The organism is Hyphococcus sp. D3-15, assembly GCF_055809375.1.
On record NZ_CM147910.1, the window covers coordinates 255,811 to 268,352 of the forward strand.

11 protein-coding genes and 1 pseudogene are annotated in these 12,542 nt (G+C 58.7%); 6 read left to right on the top strand and 6 right to left on the bottom strand.

Annotated features, from left to right (window positions below):
* Position 1 precedes the first annotated feature (1 nt).
* From AC0L8G_RS01275 to AC0L8G_RS01285, 3 genes and pseudogenes are all read right to left on the bottom strand, one after another.
* Complete coding sequence (locus AC0L8G_RS01275) at positions 2–1,207, bottom strand: M14 family metallopeptidase (RefSeq protein ID WP_473386175.1); 1,206 nt, start codon at positions 1,205–1,207, stop codon at positions 2–4.
* A 44-nt stretch (positions 1,208–1,251) separates the two neighbouring features.
* On the bottom strand, positions 1,252–4,338 hold the full coding sequence (locus AC0L8G_RS01280; RefSeq protein ID WP_473386176.1) for a TonB-dependent receptor domain-containing protein: 3,087 nt from the start codon (positions 4,336–4,338) through the stop codon (positions 1,252–1,254).
* A 305-nt stretch (positions 4,339–4,643) separates the two neighbouring features.
* Positions 4,644–5,101 (bottom strand): annotated as a pseudogene (locus tag AC0L8G_RS01285) (Lrp/AsnC family transcriptional regulator).
* A 125-nt stretch (positions 5,102–5,226) separates the two neighbouring features.
* On the opposite strand from AC0L8G_RS01285, the gene AC0L8G_RS01290 reads away from it, so the two are divergent.
* The 3 genes from AC0L8G_RS01290 (at position 5,227) to AC0L8G_RS01300 (ending at position 7,631) form a co-directional block, all read left to right on the top strand.
* Positions 5,227–5,493, top strand: a complete 267-nt coding sequence (locus AC0L8G_RS01290) for a DUF6356 family protein (RefSeq protein WP_473386177.1) — start codon at positions 5,227–5,229, stop codon at positions 5,491–5,493.
* Positions 5,494–5,532: 39 nt separating this feature from the next.
* The gene (locus AC0L8G_RS01295; protein ID WP_473386178.1) at positions 5,533–6,546 is read left to right on the top strand and encodes a YeiH family protein; all 1,014 of its coding nucleotides are present in this window, start codon (positions 5,533–5,535) and stop codon (positions 6,544–6,546) included.
* Between the two features lie 122 nt (positions 6,547–6,668).
* The gene (locus AC0L8G_RS01300) at positions 6,669–7,631 is read left to right on the top strand and encodes a hypothetical protein (RefSeq protein WP_473386179.1); all 963 of its coding nucleotides are present in this window, start codon (positions 6,669–6,671) and stop codon (positions 7,629–7,631) included.
* Positions 7,632–8,032: 401 nt separating this feature from the next.
* Here the strand turns inward: AC0L8G_RS01300 and AC0L8G_RS01305 are convergent, their stop codons facing one another.
* Together AC0L8G_RS01305 and AC0L8G_RS01310 are read right to left on the bottom strand one after the other, a co-directional pair.
* On the bottom strand, positions 8,033–8,956 hold the full coding sequence (locus AC0L8G_RS01305; protein WP_473386180.1) for a hypothetical protein: 924 nt from the start codon (positions 8,954–8,956) through the stop codon (positions 8,033–8,035).
* Positions 8,932–9,156, bottom strand: coding sequence for a DUF6471 domain-containing protein (locus tag AC0L8G_RS01310; RefSeq protein WP_473386181.1), 225 nt, complete (start codon positions 9,154–9,156; stop codon positions 8,932–8,934). The genes AC0L8G_RS01305 and AC0L8G_RS01310 overlap by 25 nt, the downstream gene beginning before the upstream one ends.
* A 101-nt stretch (positions 9,157–9,257) precedes the next feature.
* Between AC0L8G_RS01310 and AC0L8G_RS01315 the strand changes: the two genes are divergently transcribed.
* Together AC0L8G_RS01315 and AC0L8G_RS01320 are read left to right on the top strand one after the other, a co-directional pair.
* Positions 9,258–10,223: an IS1595 family transposase gene (locus tag AC0L8G_RS01315; protein ID WP_473386182.1), complete on the top strand. Its 966-nt coding sequence runs from the start codon at positions 9,258–9,260 to the stop codon at positions 10,221–10,223.
* Positions 10,224–10,313: 90 nt separating this feature from the next.
* Positions 10,314–10,538 carry a hypothetical protein gene (locus AC0L8G_RS01320; RefSeq protein ID WP_473386183.1) on the top strand — a complete coding sequence of 75 codons (225 nt, stop codon included), beginning with the start codon at positions 10,314–10,316 and terminating at the stop codon, positions 10,536–10,538.
* Positions 10,539–10,747: 209 nt separating this feature from the next.
* Here the strand turns inward: AC0L8G_RS01320 and AC0L8G_RS01325 are convergent, their stop codons facing one another.
* Positions 10,748–11,134, bottom strand: a complete 387-nt coding sequence (locus AC0L8G_RS01325; protein WP_473386184.1) for a hypothetical protein — start codon at positions 11,132–11,134, stop codon at positions 10,748–10,750.
* A 497-nt stretch (positions 11,135–11,631) separates the two neighbouring features.
* On the opposite strand from AC0L8G_RS01325, the gene AC0L8G_RS01330 reads away from it, so the two are divergent.
* The gene (locus AC0L8G_RS01330; RefSeq protein WP_473386185.1) at positions 11,632–12,474 is read left to right on the top strand and encodes a VPLPA-CTERM sorting domain-containing protein; all 843 of its coding nucleotides are present in this window, start codon (positions 11,632–11,634) and stop codon (positions 12,472–12,474) included.
* The last annotated feature ends 68 nt before the right edge of the window (positions 12,475–12,542 follow it).

Here is a 12,542-nt window from a genome sequence, read left to right on the forward strand (position 1 = left end):
GCTAGTCAGCTTCCGGCGCCAGTAATCGCATCAACTCCTCGGCGGCGATGCGCCCGATCTGACGCAAGCGCGCAGGATCGGTTTCATCGCCGAACTCAACCGTGACGCCCGGAACGCCATAAGTCAGGTTGATCCATGTCTTGTAATTCGGCGCGCCGGGATTGTGACCCGCGTCGCGCGACATGCCGGGCGCGCCCGGCGTTTCACGTTCGATACGCGCATTGATCGCCGCGTGCCATGCGCCGGGAAACCACCCCAATTCCGTGTCGTCATCGGGCTGGGTGTAGAGCACATCCTTATTGGTTGAATGGAAATCAAGCCCGGCGAGCAGCCGCTTGCCGGCGGCCTTTCGTTTTTCAATTGCATCGCGGACCAGAGCAGGCTCAGGCTTTTCAAACGGCCCCCAGTCGCGGTTCATATCCTTGCCGGAGGACTCAAGGCGCCAATTGCCCGCTGCGACGCCATCCGGATTGAGCATCGGAATAATCAGCAGCCCAACCTTTTCACGAAAGGCCCGCGTCTTCGCATCATCGCCGAGCATGCGTTCGACGAACGCCTGCATGGCGATTGCGCCGGTTGTTTCCGGCGGATGCTGGCGGCCGATCACCAGAAGCCAGTCGCCATGTTCCGCGCCGGTTTCCAGCATGTGGATCGGCCGCCCCTGCTGCGAGGGACCAAGCAAGCGATAAGCGACGCCTTCATCGCTATCAGCGATCGCGCGCATCCAGCGTTCGGTATCCTCGCGCAGGATCAAGGGCTGCGCGGCGAGGCGAAGCGATTTCCCCTCGCCAAGATCCAGCTTGAGCGCGGCGAGCGCGCCCTTTTGTTTCAGATGCACCTTGCCGTCAAAGGGGCGCCAACCCTCTTCCTGGGTCCACACATCCGGCGCATAGCGATGTTTGTAATCGCCATAATCCAGCGTGACCGTAATTTTGCGTTTGTCCGTCGAGGTGATGTCAAAAGCATACCACGGGCTTGGATTGATCGGCGTTCCTTCAGGGCGAATGGCGAGAACATAGTCGCCCTTGCGCCGTTCGCGGCAGGCGGCGAGCCGCCCGCCCTCGAATGTTGCGTCAATTGTCACTGTTTCGAATTCGCAATGCGCTCCTTCGATGGTGACAGGCCCGGCCGCCGCCACACCCATCACGCCAATGAAAAAGAAGAAGGCCGCAATCGCCTGTTGCATTGGTTTATGCGCCTGGCTCATGCGGCCTCCTGTCGTTACTGCGTCACAATCCGGTTTCCCGGCGATTAAAACTCTTTACGCAGATCGATGTAAAGATAGCGGCCACGCGCGCTGTGATAGCCCGCGTCATACCCGTTCGCCTGGTCGGCCAGCGGCGGATCTTTGTCGAGGAGGTTGTTCGCCCCGACCCGCAGCCTTGTATTTGCGAAAATGCCGGCGGTGTCTTCGAACTCATACTGGCCATAGAGGTTCATCGTCGTAAATGCGCCGACGATAAACGGCAGATCGCCGTCCTCGTCGCCGCTCAAGCCCACGCCAGTGTCGATGAACGGGCTCGTATAGTCGACCCGTGCGCCGCCGCCGAAGCCGCTGTCGTGACGCCAGGTGAGCGACGCGCCAAGACGCCAGATCGGTTGCCCGTCCTGCAAGATGATGTCGCCTTCCTGATCGATCGGAATGTCTTCCGGAATGATGCCGGCTTCACGCGCATCAAGAATTTGCTGCGCGCCCGGTGAAATGCCGATAAAGAATTCACGCAATTTCGAGGCGTTGAATTTCAGGTCGAAATCGCCCAGCGCCGTTTCGTCGAAGGAATAATAAAGCGCAAAGTCGGTGCCCGACACATCGATGGTTTCGTTGTTGTCATAGGTGTCTTCGATATAGAGGATATCACCGGCCGCTGTGATGCCGGTGCCGGCGAAGAAGGCGATGTCCTCAGCGGTTGGATCGTCGCGAACAACGTTCGGATTGAATGAACCCATGGACCGCAAGACCAGATCGAGCGCGATATGGTTTGCGCCGCCGAACACGCCGACCACGCCTTCCCGGCGAATGGTCCAACGGTCGACGGTGATGGTCAGATTATCGAAGACGCCTGTCGGCTCGAACACGAGACCGTAAGTGATGTTGCGATCATCTTCCGGGCCGATGCCTTCTTGCACCGTGCGACGCTCTTCGCGGGATTCGGTGTAGCCGGAGCAATCGCCGAAGTCAGTGAAGGTTCCGTTCAACGCGCCCGCCTGACAGAACACGTCATCCTCGCGGCTGTTCGAGCGGAATACCGACTCGTTCACCACCAGCAGGTTTGGCGCGCGGAACCCGAGCGACCAGGCGCCGCGGAACTTGATGAAGTCGAACGGCTTCCAGGCGGCGGCGACACGCGGCTTGATTCCGCTACCGCCGAAGTCGGAGTAATATTCATAGCGCGCGGCCGCCTGCACATCGAATGTGTGGATCAGCGGCACGCCCATTTCCGGGCTGACCAGCGGGATGGATGTTTCCGCAAAACCCGCCCAGACCGTGCGGGACCCGGAGGAGTCCGGAGTCGGGCTGGAGCCCGCGGCGTCAGAGAGAATGACGTCGCCGGTCACCGCCTGGGTGAAGGTGATCGTGCCGTCGAGGCGCGGATCACGATCTTCCATATAGGCTTCGTAACGGCCCTCGACGCCAAGCGCGAGACCGACGCCGCCGCCCGGCAACTGGAACACATCGCCATTCGCAACCTTGAAGTCGGCGACGCCGATTTCGCTGCGGCTAAGACGCTGCACATCGACGCGGAAAGTGTCGATGACGCTTGCCGGGTTCAGGGTGGAGTCGCCGAAATTGATATTGTTCGGATCGCCGCCATTGAACGGATTGTAGGCGTCAGGCGTTGCGAGCGCCAAATTCTCCTGGAACAGAGTCGAGGAAATCCGGTTATCCGTCCAGTCATTGGTTTTCGCACGCGAGTAAAGCATCGCCGTATCGAAATCCCATCCGCTGTCACGGATCTGACCCTTGGCGCCGATTAGCGCGCGCCAGGTGTTGTTCTTCACATTGATGTGGCGCGGTCCCGCATCCACAAGCCGGAAACGGGCGCCGTCCACAAAGATCGGCAGGCCTTCATCCGGCACTCCTGTGAGACCGTCCAGCCGGTTTGGATTGGGTGCGCCGCCCGGAAGCGTCAGCGCGCCGAACGGGTTCCAGTAGTTGCTCGCCGGAATGACGATATCGCCGGAGGAAATCGACGTGATGGCTTCCAGCGTCGACGTCGTCTCGGCGTAATAATAGCCGAATTCGCTATAGAGCCGGACGCCGTTGTCCATGTCGTGATTGAGGAATGCAAAGCCGTTGAACCGGTTGCGGTCGGAAGTGATCGACCGCACATCGGCGCCGTCATAATAAAGATCCGAGGAGGAGCGGCCGTCGGCGATGCAGATGTCCGGCGCGGTAAGGTCAGTCGCGGTCGTGCCCCGGCAAGTGTCTTCTGAATCGTAAGAAGTCGGCTGAATATGGAATGATCCGCTCGACGTTGTCAGGGAATCGCCATTCTGGCGCACGCGCGTTCCGTTGGTGGTGAAGGACGCCCACGGGCTGCGGCTGCTGCGATTGTTCAAAGACCCGTCGCCTTCGAAGATCGTGCCGTCAGCGAAGGAAACCCGGTCTTCCGTCGCGGAATAGGGCCGCTCGCTGGCGAACATGCCGTCGCGCCGCGAATATTCGCCTGAGAAGGTTATATTGGTCTTGCCGCCATTGAAGGTTTTGCCGGCTTCAAGCGTGAAGGCTTGCTCGTCCAGTTCGGTTCCCATCGAAGTCCCGTGGCGGACTCCGAAGGTCAGGCCTTCGTAATTGTCTTTCAAAATGGTGTTGAACACGCCGGCGACCGCGTCGGTGCCGTAGATCGCCGAGGCGCCGTCATTGAGGACTTCGACGCGGGAGATGGCGCCGACCGGCAGCGCGTTGACATTGGTGGTGACGACAGGCGTTGACAGCTCGGCCTGGGTGCCCGGATGCGGCGCGACGCGGCGCCCGTTGAGCAGGACCAGCGTGCCGCTCGACCCGATGGAACGCAGGTTGATGGAGGCGACGTCGCCGCGCGCGTCATTGACCGTGTCGGTGTTGTCGTCGCGGAAACTCACCGCGCCTTGCGAGGGAAGCGACCGGATCAGGTCTTCCCCGTCAATGCCGCCGATGGAGGCCATGTCCGCCTCGCCAATAATGGTCACCGGAAGCGCTTCGTTGACGCGGGCGCCGCGAATGTTCGTGCCGGTGACGACGATAACGTCGGCGTCTGACTCATCGGCCGGCGGCGTCTGTTGAGCCAGCGCAGCGCCGGAAGCGAGAAACAACGCCGGCGCAGCCGACGACAACAACATCATTTTGAATTTGGTCATTACAACATTTTCCTTCTTGCCTTGACCGCTCCCGGCAACGCAGGGAGCTGGGTAACGCCAATGGCAACACCCCCGTGCAGGCGCGTGCTGCGCTGCCGGAATGCCCTGGCCAGTTTTTGTGTGAGTAACGAACCCCGCAGACAAATATCGGACTGCGCCGCCTCTCCCGCCGGAGAGGAAATGGTAAATACTTCCCGATGTCTATTCGAAACTGCCACGGCCTGTCGCAGGCCGGGCGAAGTGTGTCCTAAAAGCTTCAATCAGGGGACGGAGCATCACCGCGCCGCGAGGGGCCGCGCATAGCCCTAGGCGTAGTCCACCGGCAGCTCCGTCGTCTGCTTCAGCACTTCCATGGAGAAGGTCGAGGTGACGTCGGAAAACTCCGCGGCGGAGATCAGGCGTTTATAGACGCGATCATAATGGACCATGTCAGGCACCACGATTTTCATCAGATAATCGATCTCGCCGCTCATCCGGTGGACCTCGACGATCTCGGGAATGCGCCGGATGACCTCTGCGAATTTATTCAGCCAGGCTTCATTATGGTGGGCGGTCTTGACCGAAATGAAGGCGGTCAGGCTGAGCCCCAGCGCCGCCATGTCAGCCAGCGCCACACGGCCCCGGATCACGCCATCTTCCTCAAGCTTTTGATCCGCCGCCAGCAGGGCGTGGCGGACAGCCCGACCGATTCGGCGATATCACTAACCGGAACCGATGAATCGCGTTGCAGAATGCTCAAAATAGCTTTGTCGGTGGAGTCCATTCCAAAATATATGCCAAAATTAGAAAAAACTCGCAACAATTAGTTTTTCTAAACACCTAAATAGCATAAATTTTCCGCCTGTTTCGCCTATCCTCGCGGCATTGAATGACGGGAATTTCAAACCAATGATAAAGCGCGCCTTTACAGAACACCCAGCCAGCGTCGGCGAAAGCTATGTTGAGCATATGGGCATGGCCTTTGGCTTTGGCGCGAAAATGGTGTTTTCCGGCCTCGCCTGCCTGCTGCACGGGATTTTCCCTTTCCTGTTCACGCGCACCGGCCGCAAATGCATCGAAGACCTGCATTTCCGCATGGTCAGCCATCGTGATCGCCGCACCCATTCCATGCCGGCCATGAAGATGGATGAAGACGCGCTGCGCGCAGCAGAGTAAGACCGGCCCCCTCGCCGCATCCGAAAGCCATTCTTCACCGTGATCGCCCTTGCAAGCTTGACCGACAAAGCCCGCGCCTTCGCGCCCGGACTTTTGCTCGCGGTCACGGTCGCCTTTGCGTCCTTGTTCATCGCCTCGCGCTATGGCGGCCCGGTGATGCTCTATGCGATCCTGTTCGGCATCGCCTTCAACTTCCTCAATGAAGACCCGAAGACCCAGGCCGGGGTCCAGTTCGCATCGAAGCGGGTGTTGCAGCTCGGGGTGATCCTGCTGGGCGCATCGGTCACGTTTTCGGAGATCGCCGAGCTTGGCTGGGCGACGGCGCTGCTTGTCATCGCCGCCGTGGTGACCACCATCGCGGCGGGCGTCCTCATCGGCCGCAGCGCCGGGCTCTCCGCGCCCCATGCGACCTTGTCCGCCGGGGCGGTTGCGATTTGCGGCGCGTCGGCGGCGATGGCGATCGCCTCGGTCCTGCCGCAGACCAAAGAGAGCGAACGCAATCTCATTCTCACCGTGGTCGGCGTCACCACTTTGTCCACCATCGCCATGGTCACCTACCCGTCGCTCACCCATCTGTTCGGCTTCACCGACATGCAGGCGGGGGTCTTTCTCGGCGCCACGATCCATGATGTGGCGCAAGTGATCGGCGCCGGATACATCGTCTCCGACGAAGCTGGCGCAGTCGCCGCCGTGGTCAAGCTGATGCGCGTGACCTTGCTGGCGCCCGCCGTGTTCATCATCGCCATGATGTTTTCCCGTCAGGCCGGAGCAGAAGCGACAGGGCGCGCCTTCCCGCTCTTTCTGTTCGGTTTCGCCGCGCTGATGGCTGCCAACAGCTTTGGCCTCGTGCCCGATGCGGCGCGCGGCGCCATCGCGGACATGGCCCGTTTTTGCCTCGTCGTCGCGGTTTCGGCGCTGGGCGTGAAGACCTCGCTCAAGGATCTGTTCGAGGTCGGCCCGAAGCCGGTGGCGGCGCTTGCGTTGCAGACGCTCTGGCTCGCCCTGTTTGTCGGGTTCGCCGTCGCCTTCGGACGCGGAATTTTGCCTCATTAAGGGCGCGCCCTCCCGGCCGGTTAATGCTTCCTTAAACGCCAATCCCAACCGATTTCCTTTCCCTGATTTTAACCTCGAACAGCGATGATCCCCCATCTCTTTACCCTCGGGGAGCCTTACCCATGTCTAATCCGTCGCTTTCGACCCGCCTTGCCGCCATCGGCGCAGACGGCTTTGTCTCTGCTGACGAAGTGTTGTTCCTGCGCAAAACGGTGTTCGCCGATGGCGTGGTTTCGCCGGCAGAGCTTGATGCTTTGTTCGATCTTGGCGACCGGGCGCAAGCAGGCGACCCTGAATGGTTCCAGTTCTTCGCCGAAGCGGCGGCGGACTTTTACCTCCGCGAAGAAGAGCCTCAGGGCTATTTGACGCCGGAAGAATTCGCCAGCCTGAAAGCGCGCATTCTGCGCAACGATCACGCCAACCCGCTTGAAATCACTTTGATGGTCAAGCTGATGGAAACCGCAGACCAGACCACCGCAGGGATGGCGGAGTTCGCCGGCGAGCAGATCAAGGAAATGATCCGCGCCAAGCCCGACGGGCCGGTGGTCGACAAGCAGGATGCGATGCTGATCAAGCGATACATCTTCGCCGCCGGCGGCGACGGCCATGTCGCCGTGACCCGCCGCGAGGCGGAGCTTTTGTTCGACATCAACGACGCCGTTGAACATGCGCACAATAATCCGGCGTGGACGGAGCTTTTCGTGCAAGGCATCGTCAACCATCTGATGGCGCATCTTGGCTATAAGGCGCCGAGCCGCGAAGAAGCCTTCCGCCGCAACGCCTGGGCGAAAGACACCTCCGTCAATGTAGGCGGATTTTTCAAACGCATGGTCTCCGGCGGCTTCGGCGCGGTCAAAGACGCCTATGCCGATAACAAAACCGTATATGGCGAGCATAATGAAAAGCGCGCGGCGGAGATCGGCGAAGCGGAAAAACTCACCAAGACCGAAGCCGACTGGCTCGCCAGCCGCATCGGCCAGGATGGCGAATTCGACGTCAATGAGCGCCGCCTGATCGAACGCCTGCGCGACCTTAAAGACGACCTGCCCGACGGCCTGAAAGCCCTGCTCGACCGCGCGGCGTAACCTCGCCGCCGATCGCGAAAGCCTGCCGGGCCTTTCTTGCCTTTTCAGGCCGCGCTGTTCCACGTGGAACAATTGATCTGTATACGTTGTTATACTCAAGACGGACTCCGGGCGCGCGCTGCGAACGCATCTCCGCAGCAATATCCATACTCACAACGATCATCACCGCGAAGGCGCAGGCATGTTCAAACGCCGCCGCACAGACAAGGGATGACCAGTGAGCGTGAGTATAAGCCCGCTGGAAAACATGAGGATAACTACGCACCAAATGCGGGTTTGGTGAAAGAATTCCGGCCTTATGCATCAAGCGCAGGAGCCGGAATCCGGTTTCCCTGCCTTGCGCCTAGGGTCGGGGAACGGGATATGTGATTAATGCGGTAGCGACCAAGCGGGACGGCAGGCTATGGAGCGGGCTGCGACGTGTCAGCCTTCTTGCGGGGGCTGCGCTTTTCTTTTTGGGGTCGGTTGCGGCGGCTCATTCTGGTAGTGACTTTCAGCGGAACCAAGCTTCGGTCCAAACCGGTGGCGCGTACCGACTCCTCGTCAATGTGAATAGTCGCGCGAGTGACCGCTCGAAACACATCAAACCACCAGAGGTCCACAGCCACGCGAACGTCAAATATATCATCGGCGAATGGAGTCAGGTCAGGAGTGGTTGGGAATCCGTTGCTGACAAGAGAAACCACAAAGGTTTCTTCTGCCCCGGCAGATATTACGGGCAGCGTGTGTATGCTACCCTCGTGCTCGATAACTGCGAAGTTGGAGTGCGGCGCGGCAGGTTGTCTAACCCCAAGCTCATAGGTGGGGCTCAGGACGCCGCCCATCGACGGGGAATTGCCGAAGTTCTTAACGACCAACTTGATGGCGATCCGTTGGGGCGGCGCTTCGATGTGCTCCGCCGAAACGGCAGCAAGGTAGGCTCTAGTTTGCGCCTCCCCAATTTCGCGGGTTTCCACAACAGCGCGCCGGGTTTCGTAGAAAGTAGTATAAAGCACCGCCAAACCAACTGCGGTGAATACGCCGATCCAGAGCGTCCAGTGCGCCATCTGTTTTTGCGCGAGAAGGTCTGCTTCGGCGATTGTTCTAGGTTTGTGTGGGCCTTCCTCGGCATTCCTGGCGGCCTTGCCATGCTCTTTGCAGGCTTCCGCGTCGCGTTCGATTCTAAACTCGATTCCGCCGTCAGGATCGTTGGATACGTGATATGTCTTATAGGGACAGCTTTGTTCGCTCTCAGTGTCACTGTAAGCGCGTAGGTCACGCGGCTGGGTATATATCGCCGTAGCGATAAGCAGTGCGGCAACTACTCCAGCACCAACGTAGTGCAACCCATCGCGGCTAAACACTGCAGAAGAAATGCGGCGGAGAATTTGCCCCTCCCGACCTTGTTTCTAATGGCCGGTTCTTCCTCGACCACCCCAATGTCGGCGAGTTTACTTTGTAAGTCTTTGTAGGAAAGGCCCTGTTTAGTCATCTCTACTCTGAGAAGGGTTTTTGCCTTTTGTTCCCAAGGGGTTAGCTCGGCCATGTAACATTCCTGCGGTTATTACATCATATATGTTGCAAATAACCCTTGAACGCAGCAATTACAAGCATCATATACGTTGCATAAGCAACGGACATGATGCAATGAGCCAACATTTTCTCCTCTCCGCCGCCTCCAAGACCCTGAAACTAAAGGATATTTATCAGGGCGGGGAAGATGCGGCCTACGCCAAGTTCTGCGCCCTTCGCTGGCCAGAAAATGACGGCGAAGCGGTTTGCCCGCGCTGTGGTTGCTGCGACGCCTATTCGATCAAGTCGCGCCGCAAATACGAATGCCGGGCTTGCAAGTATCAGTTCTCGGTTACGTCCGGAACGATCTTCGCCAGCCGCAAGCTATCCTTCATGGATATTCTGGCGGCTATCTGCATTCTCGCGAATGCGGCGAAGGGCGTTTCTTCGATTCAGTTGAGCCGTGACATTGGCGTTCAATATCGCACGGCTTTTGTTCTCTCTCACAAAATCCGCGAAGCGCTGGCGCTGGAAACACAAGACGCAACGCTTGCTAACGAATGCGAGATTGACGGCGCCTACTTTGGCGGTCACGTCCGCCCGCACAATGTCGAAGCCAAGCGCGTTGACCGCCGCCTGAAAGAAAACCGTTCTAGCAAGCGCCGCGTTGTTATCGCGCTTCGCGAGCGTAATGGCCGCACCCTGACGAAAGTCGCCCGCCGTGAAGCGGAAGGCGTTGAGTTCGCCATGGAGCGCCTTGATCGCACGGCTCGCCTGAATGCAGACGAGGCCGCGCATTGGGATGAATTGGAAGCGATCTTCCCGCTGAAGCGCATCAACCACTCGGAAGCCTATTCGCTCAACGGAGCCTGCACCAATCAGGCGGAAAGCTACTTCTCACGCCTTCGCCGCATGGTTGGCGGTCAGCATCACCACGTTTCGGCGCAGTATCTTCACCAGTACGCCGCGCACGCTGCATGGCTCGCTGATCATTGCCGCGAAAGCAATGGCGCTCTGGCGTCGCGCATTGTCCGCAACGCCATGACGGCGCCGGTCAGCCGCCAGTGGAAAGGCTACTGGCAGCGCCATCAAGCGGCCTAACGGATCAAAGCACAGCACTGCATTTTGACGCGCAGCGCTTCACTGCAAAGCAAAGAAGGGAGGCCCGGCGACAAGCGCCGGGCTTTTATTATGCAGATCAGCGAAATGATGGTCACCGCTGACGACATGTTTCAGTGCGGACTAAGAAATCTTCCAGCCCGGGCCTTTGAAAATGTCTCCCGCGAGCTTATCAACAGCGCTCTTTTGAACCTCACCCCAAGTAGTTTGGAAATCGGCCCCACACGTTACGCAGTGGACGGGACTCGCGTCGCCAAGCTCATCGTCAATTTTGAGTTTGGTCGGTCCGCAGCTTGAGCACTCGAATTTTACGGGAACTTCTATGTTAGTCATGTCTACAGTTCTTTCGTGTCTGACCGCAGGCGGCAGCCAAGAACCCGGAATCTTTGTTAGGGAAGAGGGTTCAAGGTAGCCGCCTGCGGCGGCTTCAAAAAATGGCGACACCCTCGAACCGCCAAGCCTTATTAAAGGCACGGTTCGTCTGAATTGTGGAGTCCGTTGCTCCCCTATGGGAGTAGATTTGGCCTTCTTTTGATCGCGCTGCGTGCATGTCGCACCTTATCGGCGATTTTCGCAACTAATTCAGGCTCTTCCGTCCACCCCATTTCCTTGAGGATAATGGAGGCAATTGCGCGGTTGGATATATCGGGACCGTGCTTACGCTCTGCGGTGTAAACAAAGCGGCGAAGCTGGCCACGCCTGAACATAAAGCGGCGTTTCCTGCGGATCTCTAGGGCCTCTGGATCGCCTTCAAAGCCTACAAGCCTGAGCGTCGCATCTACATGTCGAAGGCTCGACAACAGAGCGCGCCTCTGGCGTTCGATTTCATCAAGCTCTGCGGCTATAGAAGCCCGCCTAGCTTTCAACCCTGTAATAACGTGAGATTCAGCCATGACGCAGCATAGAAAACGCGGCGATTTAGTCCCGCTCTATCTTCCTGCGCTTGATGCATAAGGCCGAAGAATTCATCACATAGGATGTATTTTGAAAGACCCGTTTCGCGTTATTGGGGTGAGCTTCGTTATGCCGGCGAGCGCAGGCTGGAAGCGCGCGCCGCAGCTTCGCAAGGCAAGCAAACGCCGCATTAGCCGTCGGCCCGGCGCGAGATGTTTACCGCCGCCGCAAACTCGGCCTGCCGGGAAACAATGCAAAACCCCACCAAGCCACCTTGGCGTTTTCGCGAGCCTTTTACAAAAGCAAACGTCAATAAAAAGACTTAAAGCATTGCAATTATTTGCTTTGACGGCCTGTTGCAATATGATATTATTCCCATGCTGATCAACTATCGGCAATTTCCGGGGCAGGCGTGACCCTATCCCTCCCCTCTAGTTCCGACATTTAAATCAGTGTCCGCCCGCATTCTTGCGGGCTTTTTTGGGTGGAGAAAATCATGATACGGAAAAACGCGCTCGCGGCACTCGCGAGCCTGTGCGCAGTTTTTGGCGTTGGCGCCGCTGCGTCGGCGGCGGAGATTACGCTGCAGCTTATCGACAGTTACAATCGGGCAAACCCGTTCGGCCTGGCCTTTGACGGCACGCATATCTGGTGGTCCGACCCCAGCCACATCGTGCACCAGATGACGACCGGCGGTGTCGATACCGGCGTGACATTTACCGGCCCGGCATGGTCCGAGCTTGCCTGGAACGGCTCGCAGCTGATCATGACCCGGAACAACGACGTCTATTTCTTTGACCGCGACGGGACCAACCTGACGACGCAAACAATTACGGCCTCGCCCTATACCGGGATTTTGAACCTCAATGACGGTCTCGACTGGGACAATGGAGAGCTCTGGATTTCACCGGATATCGGCAATGTCTATCGCATGTCGGGTGATCTTTCGACCTTTATCGGCGTGTCGCCATTCCTGGGCGGCGGCGGCGGTTATTCAGGCGTTGAGCGCATTCAGGCGACGAATGGGATCGACTACATCGTCGTCGTCAACGACGCAAAGAGCCCGCGCGAACTTTGCGTGCACACGCTTGGCGGCACCCTTATCGGCTGCCAGGCCTTCTCGAACTCCCGCTATGAAGGCCTCGCTTTTGACGGCCGCTATGTCTATGCGGCGGACTATTTCGGCGGAAAAATCGACAAATACGACATCTTCGCCGATGGCGGTTCGATCATCGACCCGGGCAATCCCAACGAAGTGCCGTTGCCCGCCGCCTTGCCGCTTATGATGTTCGGCATGGCTGGCCTCGGTGCCGCCATACGGCGCAAGAAAAACGCCTGACCCGCGTCACACGACAAAAAAACGGCGCTTCATGCGCCGTTTTTTTTGCGACCGCCATTGCTGCGCCA

Bases quoted from the DNA above. Each gene is read 5' to 3' on its own strand.
- AC0L8G_RS01275 (WP_473386175.1), bottom strand. From the start codon at position 1,207: ATGAGCCAGGCGCATAAACCAATGCAACAGGCGATTGCGGCCTTCTTC.
- AC0L8G_RS01280 (WP_473386176.1), bottom strand. From the start codon at position 4,338: ATGACCAAATTCAAAATGATGTTGTTGTCGTCGGCTGCGCCGGCGTTG.
- AC0L8G_RS01290 (WP_473386177.1), top strand. From the start codon at position 5,227: ATGATAAAGCGCGCCTTTACAGAACACCCAGCCAGCGTCGGCGAAAGC.
- AC0L8G_RS01300 (WP_473386179.1), top strand. From the start codon at position 6,669: ATGTCTAATCCGTCGCTTTCGACCCGCCTTGCCGCCATCGGCGCAGAC.
- AC0L8G_RS01310 (WP_473386181.1), bottom strand. From the start codon at position 9,156: ATGGCCGAGCTAACCCCTTGGGAACAAAAGGCAAAAACCCTTCTCAGA.
- AC0L8G_RS01315 (WP_473386182.1), top strand. From the start codon at position 9,258: ATGAGCCAACATTTTCTCCTCTCCGCCGCCTCCAAGACCCTGAAACTA.
- AC0L8G_RS01320 (WP_473386183.1), top strand. From the start codon at position 10,314: ATGCAGATCAGCGAAATGATGGTCACCGCTGACGACATGTTTCAGTGC.
- AC0L8G_RS01325 (WP_473386184.1), bottom strand. From the start codon at position 11,134: ATGGCTGAATCTCACGTTATTACAGGGTTGAAAGCTAGGCGGGCTTCT.
- AC0L8G_RS01330 (WP_473386185.1), top strand. From the start codon at position 11,632: ATGATACGGAAAAACGCGCTCGCGGCACTCGCGAGCCTGTGCGCAGTT.